General features: G+C 69.3%; 11 protein-coding genes and 1 pseudogene. 9 read left to right on the top strand and 3 right to left on the bottom strand.

What is annotated here, in order from left to right; genetic code table 11:
• Positions 1–5: 5 nt before the first annotated feature.
• The 7 genes and pseudogenes from map (at position 6) to dapE (ending at position 6,966) form a co-directional block, all read left to right on the top strand.
• Positions 6–782 carry a type I methionyl aminopeptidase gene (map, locus tag ASD69_RS08000; RefSeq protein ID WP_056176078.1) on the top strand — a complete coding sequence of 259 codons (777 nt, stop codon included), beginning with the start codon at positions 6–8 and terminating at the stop codon, positions 780–782.
• Positions 779–3,472, top strand: a complete 2,694-nt coding sequence (glnD, locus tag ASD69_RS22655; protein ID WP_056176075.1) for a [protein-PII] uridylyltransferase — start codon at positions 779–781, stop codon at positions 3,470–3,472. The genes map and glnD overlap by 4 nt, the downstream gene beginning before the upstream one ends.
• Positions 3,409–4,362, top strand: a pseudogene (dapD, locus tag ASD69_RS07990) (2,3,4,5-tetrahydropyridine-2,6-dicarboxylate N-succinyltransferase); the annotation flags it as partial. The gene glnD and the pseudogene dapD, both read left to right, overlap by 64 nt.
• A gap of 8 nt (positions 4,363–4,370) precedes the next feature.
• On the top strand, positions 4,371–4,868 hold the full coding sequence (locus tag ASD69_RS07985; protein WP_056176070.1) for a hypothetical protein: 498 nt from the start codon (positions 4,371–4,373) through the stop codon (positions 4,866–4,868).
• 132 nt (positions 4,869–5,000) lie between these two features.
• Positions 5,001–5,477 carry a hypothetical protein gene (locus ASD69_RS07980; protein ID WP_056176067.1) on the top strand — a complete coding sequence of 159 codons (477 nt, stop codon included), beginning with the start codon at positions 5,001–5,003 and terminating at the stop codon, positions 5,475–5,477.
• On the top strand, positions 5,474–5,833 hold the full coding sequence (locus ASD69_RS07975) for a Spx/MgsR family RNA polymerase-binding regulatory protein (RefSeq protein WP_056176064.1): 360 nt from the start codon (positions 5,474–5,476) through the stop codon (positions 5,831–5,833). The genes ASD69_RS07980 and ASD69_RS07975 overlap by 4 nt, the downstream gene beginning before the upstream one ends.
• Entirely contained in the window at positions 5,830–6,966 is a 1,137-nt protein-coding gene (gene dapE / locus ASD69_RS07970; RefSeq protein WP_056176059.1) for a succinyl-diaminopimelate desuccinylase, read from the top strand. Before ASD69_RS07975 ends, dapE begins: the two co-directional genes overlap by 4 nt.
• A gap of 93 nt (positions 6,967–7,059) precedes the next feature.
• Here the strand turns inward: dapE and ASD69_RS07965 are convergent, their stop codons facing one another.
• Positions 7,060–9,417 carry a penicillin acylase family protein gene (locus tag ASD69_RS07965; RefSeq protein ID WP_056176056.1) on the bottom strand — a complete coding sequence of 786 codons (2,358 nt, stop codon included), beginning with the start codon at positions 9,415–9,417 and terminating at the stop codon, positions 7,060–7,062.
• A 419-nt stretch (positions 9,418–9,836) separates the two neighbouring features.
• Here ASD69_RS07965 and asnB point away from each other — a divergent pair, with 419 nt between their 5' ends.
• Positions 9,837–11,516 carry an asparagine synthase B gene (gene asnB / locus ASD69_RS07960; RefSeq protein ID WP_056176054.1) on the top strand — a complete coding sequence of 560 codons (1,680 nt, stop codon included), beginning with the start codon at positions 9,837–9,839 and terminating at the stop codon, positions 11,514–11,516.
• An 87-nt stretch (positions 11,517–11,603) separates the two neighbouring features.
• On the opposite strand, the gene ASD69_RS07955 is transcribed toward asnB, so the two are convergent.
• On the bottom strand, positions 11,604–12,083 hold the full coding sequence (locus ASD69_RS07955; protein ID WP_056176051.1) for a hypothetical protein: 480 nt from the start codon (positions 12,081–12,083) through the stop codon (positions 11,604–11,606).
• A 319-nt stretch (positions 12,084–12,402) separates the two neighbouring features.
• On the opposite strand from ASD69_RS07955, the gene ASD69_RS07945 reads away from it, so the two are divergent.
• Entirely contained in the window at positions 12,403–13,560 is a 1,158-nt protein-coding gene (locus ASD69_RS07945) for a beta-eliminating lyase-related protein (protein ID WP_056176045.1), read from the top strand.
• 70 nt (positions 13,561–13,630) lie between these two features.
• Here the strand turns inward: ASD69_RS07945 and ASD69_RS07940 are convergent, their stop codons facing one another.
• Positions 13,631–14,098, bottom strand: coding sequence for a hypothetical protein (locus ASD69_RS07940; protein WP_056176042.1), 468 nt, complete (start codon positions 14,096–14,098; stop codon positions 13,631–13,633).
• Between the last annotated feature and the right edge of the window lie 28 nt (positions 14,099–14,126).

Below are 14,126 nucleotides of genomic sequence, written 5' to 3'. Positions count from 1 at the left end.
CCCGCATGCCCATCACCATCAAAACTCCGGACGAGATCGAGAAGATGCGCGTCGCCGGCCGCCTGGCCGCCGAGGTGCTGCAGATGATCGCTCCGCACGTGAAGCCCGGCGTCAGCACCGAGGCCCTGGACAAGCTCTGCCACGACCACATCGTGAACGTGCAGCAGGCGATTCCGGCCAACGTCGGCTACAAGGGTTTCCCCAAGACGGTCTGCACCTCGGTCAACAACGTCATCTGCCACGGTATTCCCAGCGAGTCCAAGATCCTGAAGGAAGGCGACATCGTCAATATCGATGTCACCGTCATCAAGGACGGCTGGCACGGCGATACCAGCCGCATGTACATCGTCGGCGCGCCCTCGGTCATGGCCAAGCGCCTGGTCGACGTGACCCGCGAAGCGATGTTCCGCGGCATCCGCACGGTCAAGCCGGGTTCGACTCTGGGCGACATCGGCGCGGCGATCCAGCAGTACGCCGAATCCGAACGCTTCAGCGTGGTGCGCGAGTACTGCGGCCACGGCATCGGCCGCATCTACCACGAAGACCCGCAGGTGCTGCATTACGGCCGCGCCGGCGAAGGCCTGGTGCTGAAGCCGGGCATGACCTTCACCATCGAGCCGATGATCAACGAGGGCGCGCGCCACACCAAGCTGCTGCCCGACGGCTGGACCGTGGTCACCAAGGACCGCAAGCTCTCGGCGCAGTGGGAACACACGGTCGCGGTGACCGACGACGGCGTCGAGATCCTGACCCGGCTGCCCGGCGACGACAACGACCTATGACCGGTAGCGCCGCCGCCGGCTCTGGCCTGGCGGAGCCGGGCGCGACGGCGCACAGCGCCGAGCGGGCGGCGTCGATCCGCACCGCATTGAACGCGGTCGACGCGGCGCTGGCGCAACGTTTCGACGCCGGCGCCGACACCCCCGCCGACGGCATCGACATCGACCGCCTGCTGCGCGTGCGCGCCGACACCGTCGACGCCGAAGTGCGCGCGGCCTGGCGCGACAGCGTTCCGGCCGACGCGCCGCTGGCGCTGTTCGCGGTTGGCGGCTACGGCCGCGGCGAACTGTTCCCGCAATCCGACATCGACCTGCTGGTGCTGGCCGAGTCGCAGGCCCAGGCCGATCACGCCGAGGCCCTGGGCCGCTTCTTCACCCTGCTGTGGGATGGCGGCCTGCCGGTCGGCCATGCGGTGCGCTCGGCCGCGCAATGCACCGAGGCCGCGGCCGACATCACCGTGCTTACCGCGATGCTGGAAGCGCGCCCGCTGGCCGCCGACCATCACGCCGGCGCCACCTTGCAGGCCGCGATCGCGCCGCTGTACGTGTGGCCGGCGCGCGAGTTTTTCCTGGCCAAGCGCGAGGAACTGCGGCAGCGCCACGCGCGCTACGGCGACACCGCCGACAATCTCGAACCCAATCTCAAGGAAGGCCCGGGCGGCCTGCGCGACGTTCAGACCCTGCACTGGATGGCGCTGCGCATCATCGGCACCGCCGACCTGGAATCGCTGGTCGCGATCGGCCAGCTCGGCGTCGACGAACTGGGCACGCTGGAGCGCGAACGCCGCGCCCTGTCGCGCCTGCGCTTCGGCCTGCACCTGGTCGCGCGCAAGCGCGAGGAGCGCCTGCGCTTCGACTACCAGAAACTGTTGGCCGAGCGCCTGGGCTACGTCGACAACGCCGACACCCTTGCCGTCGAGCAGATGATGCAGGGCTTCTACCGCAGCGCCGCGCTGGTGCTGCGGATCGGCGAGCGCCTGCTGCAGCGTTACGAAGAGCAGATCGAGGGCGAGCCCGCGCCGGTGCCGATGCGCGGCGCGTTCGAGGCCTTCGAGCTGCGCCGCGACTACATCGCCGCGCGCTCGCCGCAGTGGCCGCGCGACGCGCAGGACATCTTCGCCCTGTTCGCGGCCTGGGCCGAGCACGACGGCGTGCGCGGCCTGCACTCGCGCACCGCGCGCGCGCTGGCCGAGTCGCTGTCGCGCATCCCCAGTTTCGAGGCCGCCGACCCCGCCTTGCGCGAGCGCTTCCTGGCGATCCTGCGCGGCCCGCATCCGGTCCACGCGCTGGAACGCATGGCGCGCCTGGGCGTGCTCGGGCGCTGGATTCCGGCGTTCTCGAAAGTCTCCGGGCGCATGCAGTTCGACCTGTTCCACGTCTACACGGTCGATCAACACACCTTGGCGGTGCTGCGCAATCTGGCGCGCTTCGCCTCCGGCGTGGCCGACGAGCGTTTCAGCATCGCCCACGAAGTCTGGCCGCGCCTGCGCAAGCCCGAACTGCTGCTGCTGGCCGGCCTGTTCCACGACATCGCCAAGGGCCGCGGCGGCGACCATTCCGAGCTCGGCGGCGACGACGCGCGCGCGTTCGGCACCGTGATGGGCCTGAGCGAGGCCGACACCGCTCTGATCGAATGGCTGGTGCGCCAGCACCTGCTGATGTCGGTGACCGCGCAGAAGCAGGACATCGCCGATCCGGAAGTGATCTACCGCTTCGCCGGCAAGGTCGCCGACCGCGAGCGTCTGGATCATCTGTATCTGCTGACCTGCGCCGATATCGCCGGCACCTCGCCCAAGCTGTGGAACGCGTGGAAGGACCGGCTGATGGCCGATCTCTACACCGCCACCCGCCTGGCGCTGCGACGCGGGCTGGAGCACCCGGTCGCGGGCGCCGAGCGCGCGGCCGAGACCCGCGCCGCCGCGCACGCCATGCTGGCCGCGTTCGGCAGCGGCGACGACGAGATCGCGGCGCTGTTCGCGCGCATGCCGGACATCGGCTTCCAGCGCGGGCGCCCGGATCAGATCGCCTGGCAAGCCGCTTCGCTGCGCGGCGTGCTGGTCGGCGACACCCGCGTGCGTGCGCGTCCGGTCAGCGCGCTGGCCGGTGCGCTGGAAGTGTTCGTGCATTCGCCCGACCGCGACGGCCTGTTCGCCGCGATCGTGGCCACCCTGGACCGCCTCGGCCTGGCGATCCAGCAGGCGCGCGTGCTCGACGGCCCGCAGGGCACCATCTTCGACACCTTCGAAGTCGTGCCCACCGACCCGCGCCATCCGCCCTCGGCCGAGGACGTCGAGCGCCGTCTGGCCGCGACCCTGGCTGCGCCGCTGGACCGGGTCCGGCCGGCGCGCCGCGCCCAGCCGCGCCACCTCAAGCATTTCCGCATCGTGCCGCAGATCGGCTTCAACACGGTCGACAAATCCGGCAGCGACAGCGCCGGCGGCGCCGGCGAGCGCACCCTGCTCAGCCTGGTCTGCACCGACCGGCCGGGCTTGCTCGCCGACGTCGCCATGACCCTGCGCAACCAGGCGCTGCGCGTGCACGACGCGCGCATCGCCACCTTCGGCGAACGCGCCGAGGACATGTTCCAGATCACCAGCCCCGACACCGACGGGCGCGATCGCGCGCTCGACGAAACGCAACAGCAGGCGCTGCGCGACGCGCTGCTCGCCTGCCTGGAAGGAGACCACCGATGAGCCCCGCCAAGACCGCCAAGAAGACCGTCCGCAAGAAGACCGCGCCCAAGGCGCCGGGCATCGACGAACTCAAGTTCATGATCGACAGCGCCTTCGAGCGCCGCAGCATGCTGACGCCGGACGAGATCGAGGGATCGACGCGGCCGACCGTGGAGCGGGTGATCTCGGGCCTGGAGCAGGGCGAATTCCGCGTCGCCGAGCCGGACGGCAAGGGCGGCTGGACCGTCAACGAATGGCTGAAGAAGGCGGTGCTGTTGTACTTCCGCGTCAACGAGATGCAGTTGGTCGAGGCCGACCCGGCGCCGTTCTGGGACAAGGTCCCGGCGCGCTTCGAAGGCTACGGCGAGAGCGACTTCCGCAAGCTCGGCGCGCGCGTCGTGCCCGGCGCGATCGCGCGCCGCGGCGCCCACATCGGCAAGGACGTGGTGCTGATGCCCAGCTTCGTCAACATCGGCGCCCACGTCGGCGAAGGCACCATGGTCGACACCTGGGCCACGGTCGGCTCCTGCGCCCAGGTCGGCAAGCATTGCCACCTGTCCGGCGGCGCCGGCATCGGCGGCGTGCTGGAGCCGCTGCAGGCTTCGCCGACGATCATCGAGGACCATTGCTTCATCGGCGCGCGCTCGGAAGTGGTCGAAGGCTTCGTGGTCGGCCACCACAGCGTGATCGGCATGGGCGTGTTCCTGGGCCAGAGCACCCGCGTCTACAACCGCGCCACCGGCGAGATCAGCTACGGCTACGTGCCGCCCTACAGCGTGGTCGTGTCCGGCCAGCTGCCGGCGAAGGACGGCTCGCACTCGCTGTACTGCGCCGTGATCGTGAAGCAGGTCGACGCCAAGACGCTGTCGAAGACCAGCATCAATGAGTTGCTGCGCGGGTTGGCGGACTGAGTCAGCCGATGGCGCGTCTGTCCGCCAACACGGTGGTGGCAAGGGCAATCACCTCGTGGACGGCGGGTGCTCTGGTTGTCGCACTCGCCTCACTCGCAATAGGTCATGTGCTCGGCCTCTACCGATTACCGCTAGAGATCTGGTTTATGCTGGGTCTCCTGACGCTCAATAGCGTGACTTGGTGGCTGTATACGCGGCGTTTCGCCGATAGCGTAGAAGAGGCGGGCGATGCATTGCGGGTGCGGCGTCGGGGGCTGGAAGAGCTGATACCGATCTCGGACATCGCCAAGGTGTCCGAGCAGATCGAGTGGCGGACCCGAAAAGTGGTGTTGTCCCTACGAAGTTCGACCAAGTTCGGGCGACGGATCGAATTCTTCCCGAAGCCCAATTCGCCGTTCGGCTCGCCCGGCGGCAGCGACGTCAGCCGCGCGCTGCGCGAACGCGTCGCCATGACCGCCGCCTTAGGTTCCATCGCGTCGGCAGGCGCTCGATCGCCGTCTGGCTGAGTCAGAGCGAATGATGCGCATCTACGTTTCGAGGGGCCGTCGCGCCGATAAGAACATCCGCATGTGCAGGGAGCATGTCGGTGCAATACGGGCCGATAGCTGGGGCGCCGATTTGAATCGGGCGGAATATTCATGACCGTGCGCCGCATCTCATCGTCGATGTCCTACCATTTCAAACGCACCTTCCCCATGGTGATGTTCGGTGCCTTTTCCGCCGCGCTGGTGGCCGCGCTGTTGCAGCGCCCGGTGCCGGTCGAGACGGTGGGGGTGTTCGCGGTCGCCATCGTGGTCGGCGGAGTCGTGACCTATCGCTACCTGCGCGACGTGCTGGACGAGGTCTACGACGACGGCGACCGCTTGCTGGTCCGCAACGGTGGGGTCGAGGACACGGTGCAGCTGCGCGACGTGGTCGCCGTCGATTCGGCCCGCTGGCGCACCCTGGTCCGCCTGACGCTGACGCTCTGCGTTCCGGGAAAGTTCGGGGATAAGATCGTCTTTCTCCTGCGCGACACCTTCCTGGACGGGATGCCGTACGGAGCGCCCGCGCAGATCAAGCAACTGCAAGACCGCATCGCGGCACTCAAACGCAATTCGACGGGGCAGCAATGACCACGCTTTATGGCTTGAACAACTGCGACACCTGCAAGAAGGCCCGTAAGTGGCTGGACCGCTTCGGCGTCGCGCACAGCTTCGTCGACTATCGCGACCACCGTCAGACGCCGGAGACGCTGCTGGGCTGGCGCGACCAGCTCGGCGGTTGGGACGCGATGATCAACAAGTCCTCGACCACCTGGCGCACGCTGCCGCCGAACCGCAAGGAGCCGGCCTCGGATGCGGAATGGAAGCTGCTGCTGAAGGAGTATCCGCAGCTCATCCGGCGCCCGGTGGTGGTCACCGACGACGGCACCGTCACCCAGGGCTTCAGCGACAACGGTTTCAAGCTGCGCTTCGGAGTGGGTAAGTGAGCGATGTCCTGCAGCTGACCCGCGATCTGATCGCGCGCGCGTCGGTGACGCCGGAAGACCTGGGTTGCCAGGCGCTGATCGCCGAACGCCTGCAGCGAGCGGGCTTGCGCTGCGAGCATCTGCGTTACGGCGAGGTCGACAATCTCTGGGCCGTGCACGGCGAGGACGGCCCGACCCTGGTGCTGCTGGGGCATACCGACGTGGTGCCCTCGGGCCCGCGCGAGGCCTGGGCCAGCGATCCCTTCGTGCCCGAGATCCGCGACGGCGTGCTGTACGGCCGCGGCGCGGCCGACATGAAGGGCAGCGTGGCCGCGTTCGTGGTCGCGCTGGAACGCTTCGTCGCCGCGTATCCGCATCATCCGGGCCGGGTCGCGCTGTTGCTGACCTCGGACGAGGAGGGCGACGCCATCGACGGCGTGCGCCGCGTCGCCGAGACCTTCGGCGCCCGCGGCGAACGCCTGGACTGGTGCGTGACCGGCGAGCCCTCGTCGACCGCCAAGCTCGGCGACCTGCTGCGCGTGGGCCGTCGCGGCACCTTGTCGGCGACCTTGAACGTGATCGGGGTGCAGGGCCACGTCGCTTATCCGGACAAGGCGCGCAACCCGATCCATCAGGCCATGCCGGCCCTGTCGGCGCTGGCGGCGCGACGTTGGGACGAAGGCTACGAGACCTTCCCGCCAACCAGCTTCCAAATCAGCAACGTGCACGCGGGTACCGGCGCCAACAACGTGATTCCGGGCGAGCTGCAGGTATTGTTCAACCTGCGCTACAACCCGAGCTGGAACGCCGAGGGCCTGGAGCGCGAATGCGAGCAGGTGCTGCGCGCGCACGGGTTGGAATACCAGATCCGCTGGTTCCGCGGCGGCGAGCCGTTCTACACCCCGGAGGGGCCGCTGCGCGCGGCCGCGCGCGAAGTGCTGGCGCGTTTCGCCGGCGCCGCGCCGGAAGAAAGCACCGGCGGCGGTACTTCGGATGCGCGCTTCATCGCGCCGCTGGGCGCGCAGTGCATCGAGATCGGGCCGGTCAACGCCAGCATCCACAAGGTCGACGAGCACGTGTCGGTGGCCGATCTGGAAGCGCTGCCGGATTTGTATCTGGCCTTGATCGAGCGTTTGCTGGTGCCGAACGCTTAAACGCTCGGCGCCGGGAATTGGGCGCGCGGGCTGGGATTCGCGTTGCGTCGTGTGGGTTCTAATCGCGGCTCACGCCGCTCCACCTGCCGCGCCTCAGCGCGGCTTTAGCGTCAAGGTGTACTGCGTCGCCCCCGGCAGGAACGGCGAGGGGCGGCCCTGGACCCAGTCGTCGTGACCGGCGCCCCAGTACGGCGACAGCGGGTGGCCGCTTTGCCCGCCGGGCATCTGGATGATGCCCTCGGCTTCGTGCCCGGGTGCCACCACCATGCGCTCGGAGGCGCCGAAGTCCTGGCGCTGCACGCGCGGCATGGCGACGTCGCCGGGCAGTTCGTCCGCAGGCATGCACAGCACCGGTTTGGCGAATTCGGGCAGGGCGCGCGCGAGCGGGTGGCAGATCGCGGCGGTGTTGCGTTCGCCCCAGCGGCGCTGCGCCAGCGGTCCCTGTTTGGCGAGATCGTCGCGGACCTGGCGCGCGGCGTCCTCGAACAACGCGTCCCAGGAGGGATAGCGGCGCGGCAGCAGGTGCGGCGGCCGCTGGGTGACCAGCGGCCAGGCGACGCCTTCGAATTGCGGCAGTTCGGGCATCTCGAAATCGCGGCCCTGGCGCACGCGCGCGGGCGCGGTCAGACCGTCGATCAAGCGATCGTGCACGGCCAGGCGCCAGGCGCGCACCAGGCGGTAGCTCACCGATTCGGGCACGGCGCGGCCTTCCCAATGCGCGGACGCCGCGGCCAGCTCCTTCATCGCGGGCGCATCCTTGGAGCGCGCCGCCTGCTCGCGCAGCAGCGTCCACCAGCGCGTCAGGAACACCGCGCGGTCGTCGAGCTGGATTCGCATCAGGTCGCGTTCGTCCAGGCGCGACTTGCTCATCAGGTCGTCGCGGATCTGCTGCGCGCGCGCGCCCAGGACCAGGCCGCCGTCGCCGATGCGCGCCAGCTCGGCGCCTTCGAGCGTGCGCGAGTTCGCCGTCCACAGACGCCCGCCGGGCGGATCGATCAGTTGCGGTGCGACGTCGCTGCGCAGGGTCCACGGCGGGCAGGCCGCGTCGGCGGCCATGGGCACCGCCGGCGTGCAGCCCGGCGCGCGCTGCGGAATCGGGCCGAGCAGGCGCCAGGCGATGCGGCCTTCGCGGTCGCCGACCAGCAGGTTCTGCACCGGCATCGCCACGTCCTGGGCATCGCGCATGGCCTCGTCCAGCGACTGCGCGCGAATCAGCTTGGCCAGGCCCAGATTGAGCCCGCCGGGCAGATGCGCCGACCAGCGCAACGCCAGCGCGCTGCCGTCGGCGTTATCGTGCATCAGCGGGCCCCAGGCGGTCTCGCGCACGCGCAGCACGCGCGCGGCTTCGCCTTTGACCTCGATGCGTTCTTCGTAGGTGCGCAGCCCGGCGCAGGCCTTGGGTGCGGGGCCGGCGCAGCCGGGCGCGATCGCCCAGTCCAGCCAGTCGCCGTAGCTGTTGGTGAAGCCCCAGGCGACATGGCCGTTGCTGCCGACCACCAGCGCCGGCAGGCCGGGCAGGGTGAAGCCGCCGGCATCGATGCGGCCGCCGGCCACGCGCGCGTCGGCGTAGCGCAGGCGCGCGCGGAACCACAGATTGGGCGCGCGCAGGCCCAGGTGCATGTCGTCGGCGACGATCGCGCGGCCGTCGCGGGTACGGCTGCCGGCGACGGCGAAGTTGTTGCTGCCGACCTCGTTGCGACGCGGGACTTCCACCGGCGCTTCGTCGGCCGGTATCGGCATGCTGCGCAGGTCGATGGTGGCCGCATCGGGCAACTGCACATCGCCGTGCGGATTGCCGAACAGGGGCGCGTCCCAGCTGCTGCTGCCGTGGGTGAGCAGTGCGTACAGGTTCGGCGACAGGGCCGGGCGCAGCTTCCACAGCGCGCGTTCGCGCACGTTGTCGGCGTCCTGCAGGTCGAAGTACATCGCGTAGCCGACCAGGGCCGAGTCGGCCAGCTGCCAGCGCTGCGGCTGCGTCCCCAGCAGCAGATAGGGCCAGGGCCGCGCGCGCAGCGCGCCCAGGCCGTCGTTGACGCCGTCGGTATAGGCCTGCAGCAGCGGGCGCTGCTCGCCGGCGAAACTGGACAGCTGTTGCTCGGTGCGCGCGCGCAGGCGATGCACGCGCCGGCGTTGATCCACCTCGACCGCGATCGGGCCGAACAACGCCGACAGCTCGCCGGCCGCGGTGCGGCGCAGCAGGTCCATTTCGAAGTAGCGTTCCTGCGCATGGATGTAGCCCAGCGCGCGGATCGCGTCGGTCTCGTTGGCGGCGTCGATGGTGACCACGCCCTGCGCGTCGCGCTGCACGCTCACCGGGGCCGACAGACCCTGCAGCGCCAGTTCGCCGTCCAGTTGCGGCAGGCTGCCGCGCAGCAGCCACCAGACGCCCGCGCCCGCGATCAAACCCATTACCAGCAGCGCGAGCAGGCCGCGCTTGATCCAATGTGCCATGAGGTGCCCTCCGCGGCGCAGCTTAGCCGATTGGCCGCTCCGTCCAGGGGGCTGCGTTGGCCTTAGGCGAGCGGACCGGGCGGGCGGGAGCCCCGGACGCTTGCAAACCGTCCCGGCCTCAAGCAGGATCGGGCCATGACCCGTCCCTTCGCCACTGCCCTGAGCCGCAGCGCCGCCCTCCGCGGCCGCGCGGCCGTGGCCGCGGCGAACAATAACAATCGCAATAACGCCAGCCTCCCGCGGGCCGGCGATTAGCGCGCGCAACATACGCTCTTAATCGTCAACGAAGCCCGCGCCGAAAAGCGCGGGCTTTTTCGTTTCTGGGTTGTTTACTGATCGTTCGTCCTTGAACAAGAGCCCGGCCATCCATGGCCGGGGATTCAAAGAAAAGCAATTCAACCTCACTGGAGATTCCCCCGATGTGCTCGATCCTCGGCCTGTTCGACCTCCGCCCCGGCGCCGACCTGAGACCGCTCAGGCCGCTGGCCCTGTCCCTGTCGGCGCGCCAGCGCCACCGTGGGCCCGACTGGTCCGGCGTCAGCGTCGATCCGCGCGCGCTGCTGGTCCACGAGCGGCTGGCCATCGTCGATCCCACCGGCGGTTCGCAGCCGCTGCGTTCGGCCGACGGCGAGCTCGCGCTGGCGGTCAACGGCGAGATCTACAACCACCGCGAACTCGAGCAACAGCTGCGCGCGCCCTACGCGTTCCAGACCAAGTCCGACTGCGAGGTCATCAACGCGCTCTACCGCGAGGGCGGCGACCTGGGCGAGCTGCTGAACCGCCTCAACGGCATCTTCGCCTTCGCCCTGTGGGACGCGGCGCGCGGGCGTTACGTCATAGCGCGCGATCCCTTCGGCGTGTGCCCGCTGTACTGGGGGCACGACGCCGACGGCCGCCTGTGGGTGGCCTCGGAAATGAAGGTGCTGGCGCGCCTGTGCGACGACGTCGCCGCGTTCCCGCCCGGCCACTACTACGACAGCGAGGTCGGGGTGCCGGTGAAGTACTACCAGCGGCCGTGGCGGGACTACGAGGCCACGCGCGGCGTCGAGGTCAGCAAGGAAGAATTGCGTACCGCCTTCGAGCGCGCCGTGCATCGGCAGATGATGAGCGACGTGCCTTACGGCGTGCTGCTGTCGGGCGGCTTGGATTCATCGCTGGTGGCGGCTTGCGCGGCGCGGTTCGCGCGCCGTCGCATCGAAGAGGACGACCAGGCCGAGGCCTGGTGGCCGCGCTTGCACTCGTTCGCGATCGGCCTGGCCGGCTCGCCCGATCTGGCCGCGGCCGAGATCGCGGCACAGGCGCTGGGCACCGTGCACCACGGCTTCACTTATACCTTCGAGGAAGGCCTGGACGTGCTGCCGGACGTGATCCAGCACATCGAAACCTACGACGTCACCACCATCCGCGCGTCCACGCCGATGTTCCTGCTGGCGCGGCGGATCAAGGCCATGGGCGTGAAGATGGTGCTGTCCGGCGAGGGCAGCGACGAGATCTTCGGCGGCTACCTCTACTTCCACAAGGCGCCGAACGCGCGCGAGTTCCACGAAGAGCTGGTGCGCAAGCTCGACGCCCTGCACAGCTTCGACTGCCTGCGCGCGAACAAATCGATGATGGCCTGGGGTGTCGAACCGCGGGTGCCGTTCCTGGACGTCGAGTTCCTGGAGGTGGCGATGCGCATGGACGCGCAGGCCAAGATGGCCGGCAAGGGCCGGATCGAGAAGGCGGTGCTGCGCGAGGCCTTCGAAGGCTATCTGCCCGATTCCATCCTGTGGCGGCAGAAGGAACAATTCAGCGACGGCGTCGGCTACGGCTGGATCGACGGGCTCAAGGCGCATGCCGAGGCCCAGGTCAGCGACCGCGACCTGGCCGCGGCGCCGGGTCGCTTCCCGATCAACCCGCCGCAGACCAAGGAGGCCTATTACTACCGCTCGATCTTCGAGCGCCATTTCCCGGGCACGGCCTGCGCCGAGACGGTGCCGGGCGGCAAGTCGATCGCCTGTTCCTCGCCGGCCGCGATCGCCTGGGATGCGGCCTTCGCCAACGCCGCCGACCCGTCGGGGCGTGCGGTCGCCGGCGTGCATCAAGCGGCCTTGGTCTGAGCCTGCCGTACGACGGAACGGGCGCGGCAGTGGCCGCGCCCGTGCGCGACGGGTCGCAGCGGCGCCAACGCCGCTGCGATGCGGTCGTCAGAAGCCGCAGCCGACCCAGGTGCGGGTCAGGGTCTTGGTCTCGCTGCTGCCGCCGGGGCAGCCGACGTTGACGGTGGCGGTGCCCTTGAGTTCGCAGCCGGCGCCGATCCAAGTCCAGTAGCTCGCGATCGGCGCCTGCGAGGGATAGGAGCCGTTGCCGCTAACGGTTTCGCTGTGGCTGTCCCAGGTCGGGTGCGCGCTGTCGCGATGCGAGCTCACTACGTACGCGGAGTACCAGCGCGGCGGTTCCGGCGGCGGGCTGAAGCCGTCGGCCGGGTTGAGGTCGGCGCTGGCGGCGACGCTGACATCGACGCCGCCTTCGGCGAAGTCCAGGTCCAGGCTCACCAGATACTTGCCGTTGCAGACGAGGATATCGCTGCTCGCATCCGGCGGCGGCGTGGCGCCGGCGGCCAGGGGCAGGGCGAGCAGGGATGCGGCGACAATCGCGGCGGAAACGCGGGTGCGGTGCTGATTCATGCGGCTGATCCTTAGCGTGGTATGGGTAGCGTCGGCGACAGCGAATCTTCTTGTCCGGCGCTCCTGTGCCGGACGCCGTCGCCGGCCGTGGCGACGCGCGCATCGTGGCGCGCATCGCGATCGAGTCTAGCGTTCCAGAGCGACGCGACGTGCGCGATTTGCGGTCGTCCAGCAGTTTCCAACCGGGCGACGCCATCGGCGCCGACGTTGGGTTGTCGCGCGCGCGGCACAAGGTTTTCGCCGCGTGCCTATTCGCACGCGAACTGCGCAACGAATGCGCTGGAGTATGATCGCGCACACCCCAATTCCGGATGCGCGCATGGACAGACGCCGATTCATCGCGGTAAGCGGTTTGACGGCGGTCTCGCCCGTGCTCGCGCAAGCGACGGCCGCGCCGGCCGCGGCCGGCGACGCCGACGCGGACTTGTTCAAACACATCAATTTCTACGACGACGGCCTGGGTCTGAGTTCGCGCGAGTACGCGGTGCTGCTGGAGCGCATGAGCGCCGGCGCCGGTATCGAGGCCGATAACTATTCCAACGGCGGCATCGTCGCCGAGCTGGAAGCCCGCTTCGCCAAGAAACTGGGCAAGCAGGCGGCGATGTTCGTGCCCACCGGTACGCTGGCCAACCACATCGCGCTGCGCAAGCTGGCCGGCGCCGACCGGCGCGTGCTGGTGCAGGCCGAAAGCCATTTCTACAACGACAGCGGCGACTGCGGCGAGATCCTCAGCGGGCTCAACCTGGTGCCGCTGGCGCCGGGGCGCAGCACCATCACCGTCGACGAGGCGCGCGACTGGGTCGGGCGTTCCGCCGGGGGGCGCGTGCCGATGAAGATCGGCGTCGTCTCGATCGAGTCGCCGGTGCGGCGCCGCGATCACGAGATGGCCGATTACGACGAGCTGGTGCGTCTGAGCGCCTATGCGCGCGGCGAGGGCATTCGTCTGCATCTGGACGGCGCGCGGCTGTTCAATCTGCCGTACCACTCGGGGCGCAGCCTGCAGGAACACGCGGCCTTGTTCGATACCGTGTTCGTGTCGTTGTGGAAGCACTTCAACGGCATGTCGGGGGCCATCCTGGCGGGCGACTCGGCTTTCATCGACGGCCTGTATCACACCCGGCGCATGTTCGGCGGCTCCCTGCCGCAGGCCTGGCCGGCGGTCGCGGTGGCCGCGCAGTACGTGGACCGTTACGAGACCGACTACGCGCAGGCCTGGCAGCTCACCGATCGCTTGTTGGCCTTGCTCGCGCAGGATCGTCGCTTCAAATCGCGCAAGCTGCCCGCGGGCACCAGCCGCTATTTCCTGGCGGTGTCCGGCGACCCCCAGGCCTTCCGCGAGCGCGCCAAGCAGCGCGGTCTGTTGTTGCCCCGGCCGCATCCGCAAACCGGCGAGTTCGCGATGCAGGTCAATCCCAGCCTGCTGCGCTCCAACGCCGAGGCGATCGCGCAGGGCTTGATCGAAGCCGCGAAGGCCTGAGCCATCGCGCTCGCATACGAAACGGGCGCCGCATCGGCGGCGCCCGTTCGTGGCGACGGCTCAAACGCGTTTAAAGACCGCAGCCGACCCAGATGCGTTCCAGGGTCTTGTACTCCCACTGACCGCTAGGGCAATGCACGCTGACCACGGCGTTGCCGGCCAGTTCGCAGGTCGCGGAGCGGAACGCCATCTTGGTCGCGCTGGCCGGCGAGGCCGGGTAGGACGAGACGCCTTCCAGGTTCTGGTCGTTGGTGGACCAGGCCGAGCCCGCGTCCGGACGGTGCGAAGCCGCGGCGTAGACCGCGTAATACGGCGGCGCGGGCGGAAAGGGGCCGACCGGTGAGCTGACCACCTTGGCCTTGGCGGCCACGGTAGCGGTGGTGCCGGTGTTGCCGAAGTCCAGCGACATTTCGGCGAAGTAGCCGCCGTTGCAGATCGGGATTCGCTCGGTGGCGTCCGGCGGCGGCGTCGCCGCGGCGGTCAGGGGCAGCAACAGGGCCGCGGCGATCAGGGCGAGGCGAGAGTGGGAATGCTTCATGGACGCAGATCCTTGCGTTCTTAGGTGG

Source organism: Lysobacter sp. Root604 (assembly GCF_001427505.1).
Lineage (GTDB): Bacteria > Pseudomonadota > Gammaproteobacteria > Xanthomonadales > Xanthomonadaceae > Lysobacter.
Note: the sequence above shows the minus strand (reverse complement) of the source record. Positions and strands in the feature narration are given on the sequence as shown.

Bases quoted from the DNA above. Each gene is read 5' to 3' on its own strand.
- map (WP_056176078.1), top strand. From the start codon at position 6: ATGCCCATCACCATCAAAACTCCGGACGAGATCGAGAAGATGCGCGTC.
- glnD (WP_056176075.1), top strand. From the start codon at position 779: ATGACCGGTAGCGCCGCCGCCGGCTCTGGCCTGGCGGAGCCGGGCGCG.
- ASD69_RS07985 (WP_056176070.1), top strand. From the start codon at position 4,371: ATGGCGCGTCTGTCCGCCAACACGGTGGTGGCAAGGGCAATCACCTCG.
- ASD69_RS07980 (WP_056176067.1), top strand. From the start codon at position 5,001: ATGACCGTGCGCCGCATCTCATCGTCGATGTCCTACCATTTCAAACGC.
- ASD69_RS07975 (WP_056176064.1), top strand. From the start codon at position 5,474: ATGACCACGCTTTATGGCTTGAACAACTGCGACACCTGCAAGAAGGCC.
- ASD69_RS07965 (WP_056176056.1), bottom strand. From the start codon at position 9,417: ATGGCACATTGGATCAAGCGCGGCCTGCTCGCGCTGCTGGTAATGGGT.
- asnB (WP_056176054.1), top strand. From the start codon at position 9,837: ATGTGCTCGATCCTCGGCCTGTTCGACCTCCGCCCCGGCGCCGACCTG.
- ASD69_RS07955 (WP_056176051.1), bottom strand. From the start codon at position 12,083: ATGAATCAGCACCGCACCCGCGTTTCCGCCGCGATTGTCGCCGCATCC.
- ASD69_RS07945 (WP_056176045.1), top strand. From the start codon at position 12,403: ATGGACAGACGCCGATTCATCGCGGTAAGCGGTTTGACGGCGGTCTCG.
- ASD69_RS07940 (WP_056176042.1), bottom strand. From the start codon at position 14,098: ATGAAGCATTCCCACTCTCGCCTCGCCCTGATCGCCGCGGCCCTGTTG.